Below are 16,254 nucleotides of genomic sequence, written 5' to 3'. Positions count from 1 at the left end.
GGCTCCCGCGAGCGGGGCCCTAAGCCTGGGTAGCTCAGTTGGTAGAGCAGCGGATTGAAAATCCGCGTGTCGGTGGTTCGAATCCGCCCCCAGGCACCACTCCTTTCTACGGCCCGTCTCGTCTGCGGCCGTCTCGCCTCCGGGAGCCCCCTTGGCTGCGCTGATGTTGCAGGGCTGCGGGTCGGATGTCGGCAAGTCGGTGCTGGTGGCGGGCCTTTGCCGGCTGTTTGCCAACCGCGGCCTCAGGGTCCGGCCATTCAAGCCGCAGAACATGTCGAACAACGCCGCCGTCACTGCGGACGGTGGCGAGATCGGCCGCGCCCAGGCCCTCCAGGCGCTGGCCTGCCGGGTGGAGCCCAGCGTCCACATGAACCCGGTGCTGCTGAAGCCGCAGTCGGATGTCGACGCCCAGCTGGTGGTGCGCGGACGCGTCGAAGGAACTTGGGCGGCGCGAGGCTACCAGGACCGCAAGGCCAGCCTGCTGCCGATCGTCGTCGAAAGCTTCGGTCGTCTCGCGGCCGAAGCCGATCTCGTCCTGATCGAGGGCGCCGGCAGCCCAGCCGAGACCAATCTGCGGGCGAACGACATCGCCAACATGGGGTTTGCCCACGCGGCTGATGTGCCTGTCGTGCTGGTCGGCGATATCGATCGAGGCCATGTAATCGCCAGCCTGGTCGGCGCGCACACCGTGCTCGACGGGCCCGATCGCGATCGCATCAAAGGCTTCCTGATCAACAAGTTCCGCGGCGACCCCAGCCTGTTTGACGCGGGGCGCCTCGAGATCGCGCGGCGCACCGGCTGGGCCGACCTCGGCATGGCGCCGTGGATCTCGGCGGCCAGCCGGCTGCCGGCCGAGGACGCCGTGATCCTGGAGCGGCCGGCGGCGGGTGGAGGAGGCCGGGTGGTCGTCGCCGTGCCGATGCTGTCGCGGATCGCGAACTTCGACGACTTCGATCCGCTGCGTGCGGAGCCCGGCGTTGATCTGCGCTTCATCCCTCCGGGCCGGGCTCTGCCGGGCGACGCTGACCTCGTCGTCCTTCCGGGCACCAAGGCGACCCTGGCGGACCTGGCCTTCCTGCGTTCCCAAGGCTGGGACATCGATCTGGCCGCCCACGTCCGCCGCGGTGGACGGGTGCTGGGGATCTGTGGCGGCTACCAGATGCTGGGGCGGCGGATCGCCGATCCAAAGGGTCTGGAGGGCCAGCCCGGCGCGGCGGACGGCCTCGGGTTGCTAGATGTCGAGACCGTGCTCACGGGGGACAAGGTGTTGCGGCCGGTCAACGGCCACCTGCGCGGCGCACCCTTCCGTGGCTATGAAATTCACGCTGGCCGCACGACGGGAGCAGGGTTGGCGCACCCGTTGTTGAGCTTCGCCGATGGCTCCGACGATGGCGCCGTCTCGCCGGATGGGCGCATCGCTGGAACCTACGTGCATGGTCTCTTCGCCTCCGCCGCCGCACGCGTCGCGGTGATGTCGGATTCGGCCGCGGTTTCGAGCATCGGCGACTATGAAACCGTCGTTGACGCCGCCCTCGACGACATCGCCGACGCGCTTGCCCAAGTGTTTGATGTCACGGCCCTGTCACGTCTAGCTGGACTGGGGCAGCGGAGGGTGGTGCGCGAAAACGACGATCGTAATTTTGCTGCGCTGCAACATTCTGGCTCTGCTAAACCGACGCCAGATTGGAAGCTACCGTGGTGAGGTTAGTGTGCAGCGCACAAATCATGCGCTGAGGTGGATAATTTGCAGCGTATGCGAAAGCTTCTGCCCCTTGACGCTTCGACATGGGGTTGCCAAAGGGTCCGGACCGCTTCTCTTACAAAGCGGTAAGACTTTGGGGTCCCCCCGTGGGAGTTCAAGGCCGTCCGCACCGCACAGACGCCGAACCCTGCGAAAAGTTGGGGACGCGTTCCCGGGTCGGGCGCAGCGATAGCGGTTCCGAGGTCCGATGCGTGTAGAGCGTATTGGGTGATCGGAGCATGTTTCAACTAGGGTGGAGACGCTCTCGCGCGACGACGCTCCGGCCAATCGTGCTAGACCAACCAGGAACTGGCGACAGATGCTCGACAACAAATTGAAGCTCACTTTTTCTGCTCTTCTCGGCGCTGTTGCGCTGACTATGAGCGCGCCGGCTTTCGCTCAGGACGCCGCCGCCCCGGCCGCGCCTGCGGCTGAAGCCGCCGCGCCCGCGCCTGCGCCCGCAGAAGCGACTCCGGCGGCCGCCCCGGATGAAGCCGAGGCTCCGCCGACGATCAAGAACGCCGGCAAGCTCAACGTCGGCACCATGTTCATGGACGCCGACCCGGTCGTGAAGGTGATCATGATCGGCTTGGCTCTCGCCTCCGTGCTGAGCTGGACCATCCTCGTCACCAAGATCCTCGAGTTCCGCGCGCTGAACCGCGTGTCGGACGGCTTCGTGGAGAACTTCCGCGGCGCCAAGTCGATCAACGACATGAACCGGATCGCCCTCTCGGAAGAGTTCGACGGCAACCCGCTGGCCGACATGGCTGCCGCGGCTGCGCAGGAAATCGAGCTTTCGCGGCAAGCGGGCCTAGCCATCACGGGCGAGCACCGCGACAGCACCATTGATCGCGCGCAACACGCGGTCAGCGCGGTGCAGGCGGCTCTGGCGCGCCGGCTTTCGGGCGGCATGCAGTACCTGGCCTCGGTCGGTTCGAACGGTCCCTTCATCGGCCTCTTCGGCACCGTCTACGGGATCATGAACTCGTTCATCGGGATCGCGAACACCAACACCACCAACCTCGCCGTCGTGGCCCCCGGCATCGCCGAGGCCCTGCTGGCGACCGGTCTGGGCCTGTTCGCGGCCATCCCTTCGGTTATCTTCTACAACTACTTCCAGACGCGCATCTCCACCTACGGCGCGCGCTCTGAAGGGTTCGTGGCGGAGCTGATGAACGCGATCTCCCGGCAGCTCGACAAGGGAGCCTAATCCAGATGGCCGCCAAACTCTCAAGCGGAGGGGGCGGGCGCTATCAGGAAGAGGCGAACGCGGAAATCAACGTCACGCCGTTCGTGGACGTGATGTTGGTCCTGCTGATCATCTTCATGGTGGCCGCACCACTGGCGAGCGTGACCGTAAAGGTCGTGCTTCCGCCGGCGGTCGCCAAGCCCGGGACAAACCCTCCGAAGCCCGTCTACATCTCGATCCAGCCCGGCGGGAACCTGTTCATTCAGGACTTCAAAACGGACCTGCCGAGCCTTGGGGACGATCTTCGCAAGAACCTGGGCGAAAAGCGGAATCCCACGAAGGAGCGGATCTTCATCCGAGCCGACCGGGACGTGCTCTATGGCGACTTCATGGGCGTGATGAACATGCTGCAGGACAACGGGTTCTACAGCGTGGCTCTCGTCGGTGAAGACAACAACAAGTAGGTGGTGACCCATGTCTGAGCCATCACCCATCCAGGCGATGACGGTCCGGCACAATCCGTTCGACGATCCGGCGCCGAAACGCCGGCCGGGAACCATCATCGCTCTTGCGCTGGCGGTCTTCGTCCACGGGGCCCTGGGCGTTTACCTTTGGAAGTCGCGGTTCGATCCGAAGTACAAGGAGTACTCGGACGAAGTGACGGACGTGTCGCTGATCAAGCCGGTGCCACCTCCGCCGCCACCGCCGCCGCCGCCGCCGCCGCCGAACACCCCACCGCCGCCGCCGCCTAAGCTGCAGCCCAGGCCACCGGTCGCCGTCGCCGACATCCCTTCGATCCCGCCGCTGCCGGTTCCGCCGGTCGAACGTCGGATCGAAGAGCCGAGGCCTCCGGCCGCGCCGCCGCCCGAGCCGCCGCGTCCTTCGGTGATCACCAACCCCGACTGGGCGCGTCGCCCGACGGGCGAGGACATCGCCCGCTACTACCCCGACCGCGCCCAGCGGATGGAGGTGGAAGGCCGCGCGACGCTCTCGTGCCAGGTCAACGCAAAGGGCACGCTGGTCGGCTGCTCGGTTGCATCGGAGGAGCCCGGCGACATGGGCTTCGGCGACGCCGCCATCAAGCTCTCCAAGCTGTTCAAGATGCGGCCCCAAACCCGGGACGGACAGCCGGTCGACGGCGGTACGGTGCGGATTCCGATCCGCTTCGTCCTGCCCAAGGGCTGACCCCGTCGATAGAAACCAATTGGCCCCGGCTGCACCGCAGCCGGGGCCTTTTTCTTTGCCGGGCGGTAGCGATGACACGCCAGTCGTCACCTGCGACCCGGCCGCTAACCTGCCGGGCTTCGCGCCGCGACCGCAGGCCCCGCTGGAGCCTTGATCGCGGAGGGGCGCTCGACTAGAAAGCGCGCTCGCGATAAGCCGCCTTAGCTCAGTTGGTTAGAGCGCTAGATTGTGGATCTAGAGGTCCTCCGTTCAATCCGGAGAGGCGGTACCATCGCTCCCCCACTTCAGCCCTTGTCTTGCGCCACTGCGGAACAGCCGCTGCCGTTCGGTGTTTGGCTGGTCGCGACCCATGTGCGCGGGAGGACCAGGGGACATGTTGTTGGCGGCGAAACGCGTGCTGGGGTTGGCCAGCCTGGGTCTGGGGATTGCGGCGGTGGTCGCCCCGGAAGGGTTCGCCAGGTGGCTGGGCCTGGATAAGGACGCCGAGGCGGTAAGCGCCTTCGGCGCGCGTGAGATCGCCGCCGGCGCCGGGCTCCTGTCGCCCGTCCGTCCCGGGCCGTGGCTGTGGATGCGGGTCGGCGGTGACCTGATGGATGCCTTCGCGCTGCGCGCCGCCGTCAGTCGCGACAACCCGCGCCGCCGTTTCGCCATCGCGGCCACGGCGGTTCTGAGCCTGATCGCCATCGCCGACTTCGTCCTCGCCGTGCACGCCAGCACCCACCGCCGCGAGAACGAGCAGGCCGCGGCCTGAATCCACAGGCGTCGCTTTTTCCTGCGTCCGCCGGGAACTCTCTGGTCTTCCCGGCGTCCTACATCCGAATGCCAGTCGCCGTGCGTGGGGAGCGCGCGCGGTCCCCCGTGTTGGAGTTCTCATGCGTATCGCCCAGGTGCCCCCCCTCTATGAGGCCGTGCCGCCCCGCCTCTACGGCGGCACTGAACGGGTCGTCGCCCACCTGACCGACGCTCTGGTGAGCCTGGGGCACGACGTCACGCTGTTCGCCAGCGCCGAGGCGCGCACATCAGCCTCCCTGGCCGTCATTCGCGACCAGGCCATACGGCTGGATCCCGCCCCGCTGAAATCCGACCTGGCCGCCCACCTTCACCAGCTGGCAGAGGTGCGCGCGCGCGCCGACCAGTTTGATGTGATCCACTTCCACACCGACATGATCCAGTTTCCGATGTTCGAGGACCTGGCGGGGAAGACGCTCACCACCCTGCACGGCCGCCTGGACCTGAAGGACCTGGAGCAGGTCTACCGGCGCTGGCCGCAATTCCCGCTTGTGTCGATAAGCGACGACCAGCGCCGTCCACTCGCGCACGTCAACTGGGCTGCGACGGTCCACCACGGCATCAGTTCGGAGCTCTTCCGCCCGAGCCTGCAGCCGCAGGGCTATCTCGCCTTCCTCGGTCGCATTTCCCCGGAGAAGCGCCCGGATCGGGCCATCGCCATCGCGACTGCGGCTGGTCGCCCGCTACGCATCGCCGCGAAGGTGGACAATGCCGACCGCGCCTATTTCGAGGCTGAGATCGAGCCCCTGATGGCCAACCCCCTGGTCGACTTCATCGGCGAGATTGGCGATGGCGAAAAGTCGGCCTTCCTGGGCGGGGCCGCCGCGCTGCTGTTCCCCATCGACTGGCCGGAACCCTTCGGCCTCGTGATGATCGAGGCCATGGCCTGCGGCACGCCCGTAATCGCCTGGGACAACGGCTCGGTCCGCGAGGTGGTCGAGCACGGCCTGACCGGTTTCATCGTGCGCTCGCAGGACGAGGCGGTGGCGGCTGTGGCCCGCCTGCCGCAACTCGACCGCGGCGCCATTCGCGCCCGGTTCGAAGAGCGCTTCTCCGCCATTGCCATGGCGCACCGCTACCTCGAGATTTACGAACGTCTCGGTCAGAACCAGAAGACCCCATCCCTGACGGAGGCTGCCTGATCCGCCCTCTGCGATGAACGATCTCGCCCCCAGCCATACGACCCCCGTCGAGTGGGGAGACATAGAGGAGCCGCGAGTTCCACAGCGCCTCTACGCGCTGAAGGATCGCGACACCTTCATCGTCGCCGACAGCCATGGCGACGTCGTCGGCGCCGCGGATGGCTTGTTCCATGACGATACCCGCATCCTTTCGCGCTGGGAGCTCCTGATCGGCGACCGCTCGCCGACCCTGCTGTCGGGCGCCGTCAGCCAGGACAACGTCTACTTCACCTCGCACGGCCTAATCCGCGCCATCCCTGTGCCATCCGGACCGATGGGGCCTCCCGGCGTGGTGCACCTGGAGCGCAAGCGCTTCCTGTGGGACGAGCGGCTCTACGAGCGAATCCGGGTGACGAGCTACAATCCCGAAGCCATTGGCCTGCCGCTGGTGTTTCGCTTCGGCGCTGATTTCCGCGACATGTTCGAGGTGCGTGGCGCCCAGCGCCCTGCGCGCGGACGCCTCCACCCGCCGGAGCCGTCGGAGCGGTCGGTGCGCTTCCGCTACGCTGGCCTCGACGGCTTGGCGCGCCAGAGCGTGATCGCCTTCTCGGACGAACCCCTGAGCCTCGGCGCGGACGAGGCGGTGTTTCAGATCTCGCTCGACGCCGACGAGTGCCGCGAGCTCTACGTCGAGGTCGGCGTAGGGCCCGCCGAGCCTCCCTGCCGCGCGCGCTTCCGCGCCGCGGCGGCGCGAGCTCGCTTCGCGATGCGCAAGCGGCGCCGCCAGGGCGCGCGGCTCACCACCAACGGCCGCCTCTTCAACGCCTGGATCGACAAGTCGCGCTCGGACTTGGCGCTGCTCACCACCCCGATGCAGACCGGGCCTTACCCGTACGCGGGCATCCCTTGGTTCTCCACTTGCTTCGGACGCGACGGGATCATCACCGCCTGGCAGATCCTGTGGTTCGAGCCGGAGCTGGCGCGTGGGGTGCTGTCGTATCTGGCCGCCAACCAGGCCACTGAGGTGTCGGCCTTCCGGGATTCCGAGCCGGGCAAGATCATGCATGAGACCCGCCGCGGCGAAATGGCTTCGCTGGGCGAGGTGCCCTTTGGCCGCTACTACGGCGGTGTCGACACGACGCCGCTGTTTGTAGCGCTGGCCGGCGCCTACGCCGATCGCACCGGCGACTTCACGCAGGTGGAGGCTTGGTGGCCCGCGCTCGAACGGGCGGCAGGCTGGATCGCGGCCCAGGCAGACCGGCACCCCTTGGGTCTGCTGGCCTACGCTCGCGGCGCCGAGAGCGGGCTCGCCAACCAGGGCTGGAAGGACTCCGGCGACTCCATCTTCCACGCAGACGGACGCTTCCCGGACGGGCCGATCGCCCTGGTCGAGGTGCAGGGCTACGCATATGCCGCCTATCGCACCATGGCCGGTCTCTGCGAACGCCGCGGGGATGCGGAGGCGGCGGAGGGTTGGGGCGCGCGCGCAAGGGCCCTACAGGCCATGGTCGAGGAGCGGTTCTGGATGCCGGAGCAGGGGTTCTACGGCATCGCCCTGGATGGCCACGGCGAGCTCTGCCGGGTGTGCGGCTCCAACCCTGGCCACCTGCTGTTCACCGGCCTGCCGGCCGCGCACCGCGCCGAGAAGATGGCCGAGCGGCTGCTGTCGAGCGGGTTCTATTCGGGGTGGGGGTTGCGCACCCTGTCCCACGACCAGGCCCGGTTCAATCCGATGTCGTACCACAACGGCTCGGTCTGGCCGCACGACACGGCGATCACCGCCCTGGGTCTGTCCCGCTACGGCGAGCGCGTCGGAGTCGTGAAGCTGACCTCCGGTCTGTTCGAGGCCGCCACCCTGTTGGAAATGCGTCTCCCGGAGCTGTTCTGCGGCTTTCCGCGCGCGGCCGGGGAATCCCCGGTCGCCTATCCGGTGGCTTGCCTGCCCCAGGCCTGGGCGGCCGGAGCGGTGTTCATGCTGCTGCAAGCCTGCCTGGGACTGCGCGTCCACGGGGAGTCCTCCGAGGTCGAGATTCACAACCCGACCCTGCCGATCGGCATCGACCGTCTCAGTCTCGAGGGCTTGGTCGTCGGGCGCAGCGACATCGACTTGGCCTTTGAACGCCAGGGCAATCGCGTGGCCGTCCATTCCAACAGCCGTGGACCCCGCCTGCGGGTGAGCTACAGCTGAGCGTTTTTCGGAGCCAAAGCGGGACGGTCCGCGTTGGATGTGTCGACCAGCAGACTGAGGGGCGGCCGTTGATCACTGACGCGTACGCGGAGGGCCGGCGCTGAGCCCGTCCCTCGACCTGTTCCCGATCGGCAACTGCGCGGCCAGCGCCCTGATCGATCGCGCCGCCCGCTACGTGTGGGCCTGTGTGCCGAGGGTCGATGGTGATCCCGTCTTTTGCGCGCTGCTCGGCGGCGGAGACCCGGGCGGCGCTGACGTCCAGGGCCTCTGGGCGATCGATGTCGAGGGCGCGACGGACGTCACCCAGGCCTATCTGCGCAACACCGCCGTGCTGCGGACCGAAATCCGCACCGCCAACGGCGCGGCCGTCGAGATCCTCGACTTCTGTCCCCGCTACCGCCACCTGGGCCGCCAGTACCGCCCGATGGCGTTCGTGCGCCTGGTCCGCCCACTGTCCGGCGCGCCCCGCATCCGCATCCGCCTGCGGCCGATGATGAACTACGGCGAGCGGGCCTGTTACACGACCGCCGGCTCCAACCACGTGCGCTACGTTGGCGAGGCGGCCACCCTGCGGCTGACGACGGACGCCCCGGTCAGCCACATCCTGCAGGAGCGCGCCTTCCGTCTGGAGGAGCCGATAGGTCTCTTCCTCGGTCCGGACGAAGGCCTCGACGCCGACGTGGCGACCACGACCTCACGGATGCTGCGCGAGACGGTCGACGACTGGCGCGGCTGGGTGCGCACGCTGTCCGTGCCGCTGGAGTGGCAGGAAGCGGTGATCCGCTCCGCGATCACGCTCAAGCTGTGCGCCTATGAGGAGACAGGCGCCATCGTCGCCGCGCTGACCACGTCGATCCCGGAGCACGAGGCCGCCGCGGGCGCGGGGCGAAACTGGGACTACCGCTACTGCTGGCTCCGAGACGCCTACTATGTGGTCCAGGCGCTGAACCGCCTGGGCGCGGCTGACATGCTGGAGAACTACCTCGTCTACCTGCGTAACCTGGTCGACCAGGCCAACCATGGCGAGATGGCCCGACCCGGCGCGCTTCCCGCCCAGCCCGCGCTCCCTGGCCTCGCGCCCAACGGCAAGGCCGGGCACATCCAGCCGGTCTACGGCGTCGGCCTGGAGCCGGCGTTGACGGAGCGGATTGCGCCGCACCTGCCGGGCTATCGTGGCATCGGCCCGGTGCGCATCGGCAACCAGGCGCACGAGCACCTGCAGCACGACGTCTACGGCCAGATCGTGCTGTCGACCGTCCAGGCATTCTTCGACGAGCGCCTCTTGCGTCCGGCCACAGTGGAGGATTTCCGAGCTCTGGAGCCGATCGGCGAGCGCGCCTTCGAGCTGCACGATACGCCCGACGCCAGCCTGTGGGAGTTCCGCGGCCGGGAGGCGGTGCACACCTATTCCTCGGTCATGTGCTGGGCGGCGTGCGATCGCCTGGGCAACGCGGCCGCCAAGCTGGGCCTGGCGGATCGCGCGGAGCTGTGGAACGGCCGCGCCGCCACCATCCGCGCCACCATTGAGACCCGGGCCTGGAACGAGAGCGAGGGTCGCTTCGCCGCCACCTTTGAGGGCGCCGAGCTCGACGCCAGCCTGCTGCAGCTGGTCGACGTCCGCTTCGTCCCTCCGGACGAACCGCGCATGGCCGCCACCATGGCGGCGGTCGAGAAGGGCCTTCGTCGCGGGCCGTACATGCTGCGCTACGCTATCCCGGACGACTTCGGGCTGCCGAAGACCGCCTTCAACTTCTGCACCTTCTGGCTGATCGAGGCGCTGCACCTCTCCGGCCGTACGGAAGAGGCGCGCACGCTGTTCGAAGAGATGCTCGCGCGTCGCACCGCCGCAGGATTGCTCTCGGAGGACATCGCCCTTGATGGCCAGGAGTTGTGGGGCAACTATCCTCAGACCTACTCCCTGGTCGGGCTGATAAACTGCGCCAACCTGCTGTCCAGGAGCTGGCAGAGCATCCGCTAGCGCGAGCATAGCCGGATCGAAAACTGCTCGCCTGCGTTATAGGCGCTGTCCGGGGGCGGGAGAGTCATGTCTGTCGAAGCATATAAACTGAACCTTCCAGCCCCTAAGCCACTCTCACTTGCGGAGTCGGCCCTTTTTCTCGACCTGGATGGCACGCTAGCCCCCATCGCCGCGCGGCCTGACGACGTTCTTCCCGACGCGCGCCGCACCCGGTTGCTGGAGCGTCTCCAAGAGGGCCTCGGCGGGCGCCTCGCGGTGGTTACGGGGCGCACGCTGGTGGACGTGGACCGGATCCTTGAAGGCCGCATCACCTGCGTCGCCGCCGTCCACGGGCTGGTCCGTCGCGACTGCCACGGGACCCTGCACGAGTCGCCCGTCCATCCTGGCCTGGGCGAGGCGGTCCGAGCCTTGCGCGCCTTCGCCGAACGGGACGCCGGCCTGATCGTCGAGGACAAGGGCTCCAGCGTCGCCCTGCACTTCCGGATGGCCCGCGCCTGGGGGCCTGAGGCTCGCGTCGTGGCGCGCCGCCTGGCGAGCGAGACCGGCCTGGTGCTGCAGGACGGGGACATGGTCGAAGAACTCCGCACCCCTGGGCCGGACAAGGGTGACTCCGTGCGCAGCTTCATGGACGCCGAGGCCTTCAGGGGCGCGCGGCCGGTGTTCGCCGGCGACGACTTCACCGACGAAGACGGTTTCGCGGAGGTCGAGCGGCAGGGCGGGTTCGGGGTCCTAGTGGGACGGACACGGTCCACGGCGGCCCAATTCGGCCTGCGCAGCGTCGAGGACCTGTTGGCGTGGCTGGAGGCCGCGCGATGACCCCAGCAGGTCCCGCCGACCCTTCGAAGCTTCTGGAAAGGAGCGAAGTCGGATGAGCCGCCTCATCGTAGTGTCGAACCGCGTCAACCCGCCGAGCGACCAGGGCGAAGAGAGCGTCGGCGGGCTGGCCATGGCGCTCGCCGCGGCGCTGCGCGAGTACTCCGGGCTCTGGTTCGGCTGGAGCGGTAAGACCACGCCGGAGTTCACCGGGCAGCTCAATATCCAGACGGCCGGGGGCGTGACCTCCGCGACCGTCGACCTCGAAGAGATCGACCTTGACGAGTACTACAACGGCTACGCCAACAAGACGCTCTGGCCGCTCTTCCACTACCGGATCGACCTGGCAGCCTTCGACCGCGCCTTCGGCGAGGGGTATGGCCGGGTCAACCGCCGCTTCGCCCAGACGCTGGCTCCCCTGATCGAACCCGGAGACGTCATCTGGGTTCATGATTACCACCTGATCCCGCTGGCGCGGGAGCTGCGTTCGCTGGGCGTGAAGAACCGGATCGGCTTCTTCCTGCACATCCCCTGGCCCGCACACCAGGTGATGATCAACCTGCCGCGCCATCGCCAGTTGGTGGAGGCGATGTTCGACTATGATCTGGTCGGCTTCCAGACGGCCGAATTCCAGCAGGCCTTCGAGGAGTACGTGCTGTCCGAGGCCGACGGCGTGCTCGTCAGCCCCGGCCGACTGAAGGGCTTCGGCCGGCTGCTGGAAGTGGGCGCGTTTCCGATCGGCCTCGACGCCGCCGCCTTCGCCGGGATGCTGGAGACCGCCAAGGCGCGGCGCATGCACGATCTCATGACCGCCTGCACGGTATTTCGCCACCTGATCGTGGGCGTGGACCGGCTGGACTATTCCAAAGGCCTGGAGGAGCGCTTCGTCGGCTTCGAGCGCTTTCTAACCCAGAACCCGGACCTGCGCCGCGAGGTGCTGATGCTGCAGATCGCGCCGGTCAGCCGAGAATCAGTGGAGGCATACCAGGAGATTCGCACCCGCCTGGATGCCCTCTCAGGCCGTATCAACGGCGAGTTCGCCGACGTGGACTGGGCGCCGTTCCGCTATGTGAACAAGAACTACCGCCGCGATGAGTTGGCCGGCATCTATCGGGCCGCCCGCGTCGGCGTGGTGACTCCCTTGCGCGACGGGATGAACTTGGTCGCCAAGGAATTCGTCGCCGCGCAAGATCCGGCGGATCCCGGTGTCCTGGTCCTCTCTCGGTTCGCAGGCGCCGCGCGCCAGATGAAGCAGGCGCTGCTGGTCAACCCGAACAGCCCGGAAGAGGTGGCCGACGCCCTGAAGCGCGCCCTCACCATGGAAAAGGCCGAGCGGATCGACCGTTGGGAGGCGCTGTTCGAGGGGGTGACCCGCGAGGACGTCACGGCCTGGCGCGACAACTTCGTAGCGGCTCTCACCGGCCCACGCGCCCTGCAGCGGCCCGCATTGGTGCGCTGAGACAGGCGTGACGCGCCTTGACCCTGCGGCCATGCGCCCTTAGCGGGCGAGGTGATGGCGCACTCGGAGAAACAATCAGGTGGGGCGCTCCGCGGCCGGCGGCGGAAGGGGCAGGGCCCGGACCTGCGCGAGTCGATCCTGGACGCCGCAGAGGACTTGTTTTCGCGCCATGGGTTCCATGGGGTCACCGTACGCCAGGTGGCTGCCGAGGCTGGCGTCGACACCGCGCTGATCCACTACTATTTCGGAGCCAAGCGCGAGCTTTTCGACCACGTCTTCGCCCGCCGGGCCGAAATTCTCAACGGCGCCCGGCTGCAGGCCATCGCCGCCTACCGCGCCGCCCATACGGGGGGCGACCTCGATCCCGAGGCCATCATCCGGGCGTTCATCGATCCGATGATCAATCTGTCGCTGACCGGCGACGAGGGCTGGAAGAACTATTTCCGGCTGGTGGCCCTGGTGAACAATACTCCCGCCTGGGGCGGCGAAACCATGAGCCGGTTCTTCGATCCGGTGGTGCGTCAGCTGGTCGACGCCCTTAGGGACGCACTGCCGCAGGCGGAGGAACGCGACCTCTACTGGTGCTACCAGTTCCTTACTGGAGCGCTGATGCTGGCATTGTCAGAGACTGGCCGCATCGATCATTTGTCCGGCGATCTCTGCCGCTCCACGGATCTCGAGGCGGTCCGCGCGCGGCTCTACGCATGGTGTGCGGCGGGTCTGCGCGAAGTCGTATCTCGCCGGCTCTAAGCCATTGTACCGCAGTGCAGCAATGAGATGGCGCAGGGCGTTGTAACGCTGTTCCCCATGGTAAGGGGTCACATCCGGCGCTCCACATCACATTTCACTGATTTATGAAATTACTGCTTGCGTGCAGTGCAGCAAGGAGTCACAACGGTTCTGCCCTTTGGGCGTTTCCTCCCTAATGACTGGCCGCGCCTCCGGGCGCGGCCTTTTTTTTACGCCCTGCGCGGGGCGTCCCACCGTTGACATCGGCCCCCTCCCGTACCGATCCTTCGGTCCGATGAATTTGCCCCATGTTCAGAGGGCGGTGCGGGAGGGTTTGGCGTGGCTGACGATGCAAAGACTGTGGAAGGACCCGTGCGTGCTGCACAGCCGCCGGCGGCAGATCCCCAGTCGCAAGAGCACTACGACGCCATCAAGGCTAAGTTCGCCGCAGAGCGCGACCTGCGCCTGGCCTACCGCCCCGAAGGCAGCGCCCAGTACACCTCCGAGCTTACCGGCGACTTGGCGCGCTACGCGGTCGATCCGTACTCTGCCAAGGCGCCGCCGCGCGAACCCCTGAACGACCATGTCGAGGCGCTGTTTATCGGCGGTGGTTTCTCGGCCCTGCTCACCGCCGCGCGCCTGCGCGAACGTGGGGTCGAGAGCATCCGCATCGTGGAACGCGGGGGGGACGTGGGCGGCACGTGGTACTGGAACCGCTACCCTGGCGCCGCCTGCGACGTGCCGGCGGCCGACTACCTGCCGCTCCTGGACGAGATGGGCTATGTGCCCCCCCGCTTCTATGCACCCGGCCCCGAGATCTTCGCCCACTGCCAGGCGATCGCGCGCCGCTACGATCTCTATGACCTGGCCGTGTTCCACACGACGGTCACCTCCACGACCTGGGATGAAGACGCCAAAGTCTGGCGGCTCACCACTGATCGCGGCGACAATCTGACAGCGCAGTTCGTGATCTGCGCCAACGGGACCCTTTCCAAGCCGAAGCTCTCGAAGATCCGCGGCATGGAGACCTTCGCCGGGTATGGCTTCCACTCGTCGTGCTGGGACTACGAGTACACGGGCGAACAGCTCGAGAAGTTGTCGGACAAGGTGGTCGGCATCATCGGCACTGGCGCATCGGCGGTGCAGATCATCCCGCGGGTCGGGAAGGCGGCGAAGGCGCTCTACGTCTTCCAGCGCACCCCGAGCGGCATCGACATCCGCAACGATCGTCCGACCGATCCGGAGTGGATTGCAAACCTGAAGCCCGGCTGGCAGCAGGCGCGCCGGGAGAAGAACCTGCGCGGTGGCCCCCCGCCGACGCCTGAGCAGCAGGCTCAGCGCGCCGCACTCTCCCGCGAGGAACGCATTCGCCAGCAGGAGAACGCCAACATCGACCACATGATGCGCATCCACCGGCGCATCGAGGAGATCGTCGAGGATCCCAAGACAGCCGAGGCGCTCAAGCCCTGGTACATGTTCATGTGCAAGCGGCCTTGCTTCGACGACGAGTACCTGCCGGCCTTCAACCGCCCCAACGTCCACCTGGTCGACACGCACGGCAAGGGCATCACCGAGATCGCTCCCGAAGGCCCCGTCTTCGAAGGGGTGACCTATCCGGTCGACGTGCTGATCTACGCCACGGGCTTCGAGGTGCAGAAGACTGGCATCTACAACCGCATCGTCGGACAGAACGGCGTCGACCTGAACCAGCTCTACGACGAGCAGGGCATCCGCACGCTTTTCGGCGTGCATACCCATGGCTTCCCGAACCTGTTCATCATGGGCGGCTACCAGGCGAGCTTCCAGTTCAACCTGACCTTTATGCTGCAGTGCCAGGGCGACCACATCGCCGAGTGCATCAAGCTGGTGCGGGCCAAGGGCTGCGAGGCGCTCGACGTGAAGCCGGAGACGGAGGAGTGGTGGGTGCAAGAGGTCATCTCCCATCGCGGGAAGACCAACCGCAACGCTGAATGCACGCCCGGCTATTACAACTTCGAGGGCGAGTTCAACCGACGGCAGGACGGCAACTACAATGGCGGATTCCTCAAATATTACACGCACATGAACGACGTGCGGCAGTCGCTGGAGGATCACTTCGAATTCAGCTGACGGGTCCCCCTATCGCCTGATGAACTGACGCGAGTTCGCGGCGAAAAGATTTGCGGCCAAGCTGGAACCCGACCGCGAATTTGTCGTTCCCCCGAGAGGGCGGGGGTGTGCCCAGCGCTCGCGCGCGCCAGCGCCCCCGTCCTCAGTTTCTGAGGCCCCAGGGGGAAGCATGCCTGCAGTTGACGCCAAGCCGCCCGGCGCGAAATCCGCTCAGAAGTCCGCGTCGCGCGCGGGGCCCAAGGGGGCCGCGGAGGTCGACACCACCCAGTTGCTGGCCGCGCTGAGGGCCTTCCGTCGCGGCGACTTCTCGGTTCGCTTGCCGCGCTCGACCGGAGTCGCCGGGGAGATCGCCGAGGCGTTCAACGAGGTGGTCGAACTGAACGACCGCATGACCAAGGAATTCGACCGGCTGGGCGACACCGTCGGCCGCCAAGGCAAGATCAGCCACCGCGCCAAGCTGCCCGCCGCCCAGGGCTCCTGGGCCGCCAGCGTCGACGCGGTCAACACCCTGATCACCGACATGATCCATCCCACCGCCGAAATGGCCCGGGTGATCGGCGCCGTGGCCAAGGGCGACCTCGGCCAGACGATGGACATGGAGAACGAGGAGCGCCCCCTGCGCGGCGAATTCCTGCGCATCGGCAGGGTGGTGAACACCATGGTGGGCCAGTTGGGCTCCTTTGCCGCCGAGGTGACCCGTGTGGCCCGCGAAGTCGGGACCGAGGGCAAGCTGGGCGGCCAGGCCCAGGTGAAGGGCGTGACCGGCGCCTGGAAGGATCTGACCGACAACGTGAACTTCATGGCCGCCAACCTGACCGGTCAGGTGCGGAACATCGCCGAGGTGACCACCGCCGTGGCCAACGGCGACCTCTCCAAGAAGATCACCGTGGACGTGAAGGGCGAGATCCTGGAGCTGAAGAACACCATCAACACCATGGTGGACCAGCTGAACG

13 protein-coding genes and 2 tRNA genes are annotated in these 16,254 nt (G+C 67.2%); all 15 read left to right on the top strand.

Going from position 1 to position 16,254, the window contains the following annotated elements; all coding sequences use genetic code 11:
- Positions 1-23 precede the first annotated feature (23 nt).
- Positions 24-99: transfer RNA gene (locus QZV94_RS06085), tRNA-Phe, on the top strand.
- Between the two features lie 52 nt (positions 100-151).
- Positions 152-1,702 carry a cobyric acid synthase gene (locus QZV94_RS06080; RefSeq protein WP_293676914.1) on the top strand — a complete coding sequence of 517 codons (1,551 nt, stop codon included), beginning with the start codon at positions 152-154 and terminating at the stop codon, positions 1,700-1,702.
- 358 nt (positions 1,703-2,060) lie between these two features.
- Positions 2,061-2,951: a tonB-system energizer ExbB gene (gene exbB / locus QZV94_RS06075; protein ID WP_293676913.1), complete on the top strand. Its 891-nt coding sequence runs from the start codon at positions 2,061-2,063 to the stop codon at positions 2,949-2,951.
- 5 nt (positions 2,952-2,956) lie between these two features.
- On the top strand, positions 2,957-3,394 hold the full coding sequence (locus tag QZV94_RS06070; RefSeq protein ID WP_293676912.1) for a biopolymer transporter ExbD: 438 nt from the start codon (positions 2,957-2,959) through the stop codon (positions 3,392-3,394).
- A gap of 10 nt (positions 3,395-3,404) precedes the next feature.
- A complete protein-coding gene (locus QZV94_RS06065) occupies positions 3,405-4,115 on the top strand; it encodes an energy transducer TonB (RefSeq protein WP_293676911.1) in 711 nt (236 codons plus the stop codon).
- 194 nt (positions 4,116-4,309) lie between these two features.
- Positions 4,310-4,386: transfer RNA gene (locus tag QZV94_RS06060), tRNA-His, on the top strand.
- A gap of 102 nt (positions 4,387-4,488) precedes the next feature.
- Positions 4,489-4,866, top strand: coding sequence for a hypothetical protein (locus QZV94_RS06055; protein WP_293676910.1), 378 nt, complete (start codon positions 4,489-4,491; stop codon positions 4,864-4,866).
- A gap of 121 nt (positions 4,867-4,987) precedes the next feature.
- The gene (locus tag QZV94_RS06050) at positions 4,988-6,046 is read left to right on the top strand and encodes a glycosyltransferase family 4 protein (protein WP_293676909.1); all 1,059 of its coding nucleotides are present in this window, start codon (positions 4,988-4,990) and stop codon (positions 6,044-6,046) included.
- Positions 6,047-6,059: 13 nt separating this feature from the next.
- Positions 6,060-8,213, top strand: a complete 2,154-nt coding sequence (locus QZV94_RS06045; RefSeq protein ID WP_293676908.1) for an amylo-alpha-1,6-glucosidase — start codon at positions 6,060-6,062, stop codon at positions 8,211-8,213.
- Between the two features lie 100 nt (positions 8,214-8,313).
- The gene (locus QZV94_RS06040; RefSeq protein ID WP_293676933.1) at positions 8,314-10,191 is read left to right on the top strand and encodes a glycoside hydrolase family 15 protein; all 1,878 of its coding nucleotides are present in this window, start codon (positions 8,314-8,316) and stop codon (positions 10,189-10,191) included.
- A 66-nt stretch (positions 10,192-10,257) separates the two neighbouring features.
- Positions 10,258-11,007 carry a trehalose-phosphatase gene (gene otsB / locus QZV94_RS06035; RefSeq protein WP_293676907.1) on the top strand — a complete coding sequence of 250 codons (750 nt, stop codon included), beginning with the start codon at positions 10,258-10,260 and terminating at the stop codon, positions 11,005-11,007.
- Between the two features lie 52 nt (positions 11,008-11,059).
- Entirely contained in the window at positions 11,060-12,463 is a 1,404-nt protein-coding gene (locus tag QZV94_RS06030) for a trehalose-6-phosphate synthase (RefSeq protein ID WP_293676906.1), read from the top strand.
- 54 nt (positions 12,464-12,517) lie between these two features.
- The gene (locus tag QZV94_RS06025) at positions 12,518-13,213 is read left to right on the top strand and encodes a TetR/AcrR family transcriptional regulator (protein WP_293676905.1); all 696 of its coding nucleotides are present in this window, start codon (positions 12,518-12,520) and stop codon (positions 13,211-13,213) included.
- 318 nt (positions 13,214-13,531) lie between these two features.
- The gene (locus QZV94_RS06020; protein WP_293676904.1) at positions 13,532-15,301 is read left to right on the top strand and encodes an NAD(P)/FAD-dependent oxidoreductase; all 1,770 of its coding nucleotides are present in this window, start codon (positions 13,532-13,534) and stop codon (positions 15,299-15,301) included.
- Between the two features lie 169 nt (positions 15,302-15,470).
- On the top strand, positions 15,471-16,254 hold a 784-nt coding region (locus QZV94_RS06015), incomplete at its 3' end, for a HAMP domain-containing protein (RefSeq protein ID WP_293676903.1).

The sequence above is a fragment of the uncultured Phenylobacterium sp. genome, assembly GCF_902826855.1.
Taxonomy (GTDB): Bacteria; Pseudomonadota; Alphaproteobacteria; order Caulobacterales; family Caulobacteraceae; genus Phenylobacterium.
The sequence above is the reverse complement of the archived record's forward strand: the minus strand, read 5'-3'. Positions and strand labels throughout refer to the sequence as shown.

Bases quoted from the DNA above. Each gene is read 5' to 3' on its own strand.
- exbB (WP_293676913.1), top strand. From the start codon at position 2,061: ATGCTCGACAACAAATTGAAGCTCACTTTTTCTGCTCTTCTCGGCGCT.
- QZV94_RS06070 (WP_293676912.1), top strand. From the start codon at position 2,957: ATGGCCGCCAAACTCTCAAGCGGAGGGGGCGGGCGCTATCAGGAAGAG.
- QZV94_RS06065 (WP_293676911.1), top strand. From the start codon at position 3,405: ATGTCTGAGCCATCACCCATCCAGGCGATGACGGTCCGGCACAATCCG.
- QZV94_RS06055 (WP_293676910.1), top strand. From the start codon at position 4,489: ATGTTGTTGGCGGCGAAACGCGTGCTGGGGTTGGCCAGCCTGGGTCTG.
- QZV94_RS06050 (WP_293676909.1), top strand. From the start codon at position 4,988: ATGCGTATCGCCCAGGTGCCCCCCCTCTATGAGGCCGTGCCGCCCCGC.
- QZV94_RS06045 (WP_293676908.1), top strand. From the start codon at position 6,060: ATGAACGATCTCGCCCCCAGCCATACGACCCCCGTCGAGTGGGGAGAC.
- otsB (WP_293676907.1), top strand. From the start codon at position 10,258: ATGTCTGTCGAAGCATATAAACTGAACCTTCCAGCCCCTAAGCCACTC.
- QZV94_RS06030 (WP_293676906.1), top strand. From the start codon at position 11,060: ATGAGCCGCCTCATCGTAGTGTCGAACCGCGTCAACCCGCCGAGCGAC.
- QZV94_RS06025 (WP_293676905.1), top strand. From the start codon at position 12,518: ATGGCGCACTCGGAGAAACAATCAGGTGGGGCGCTCCGCGGCCGGCGG.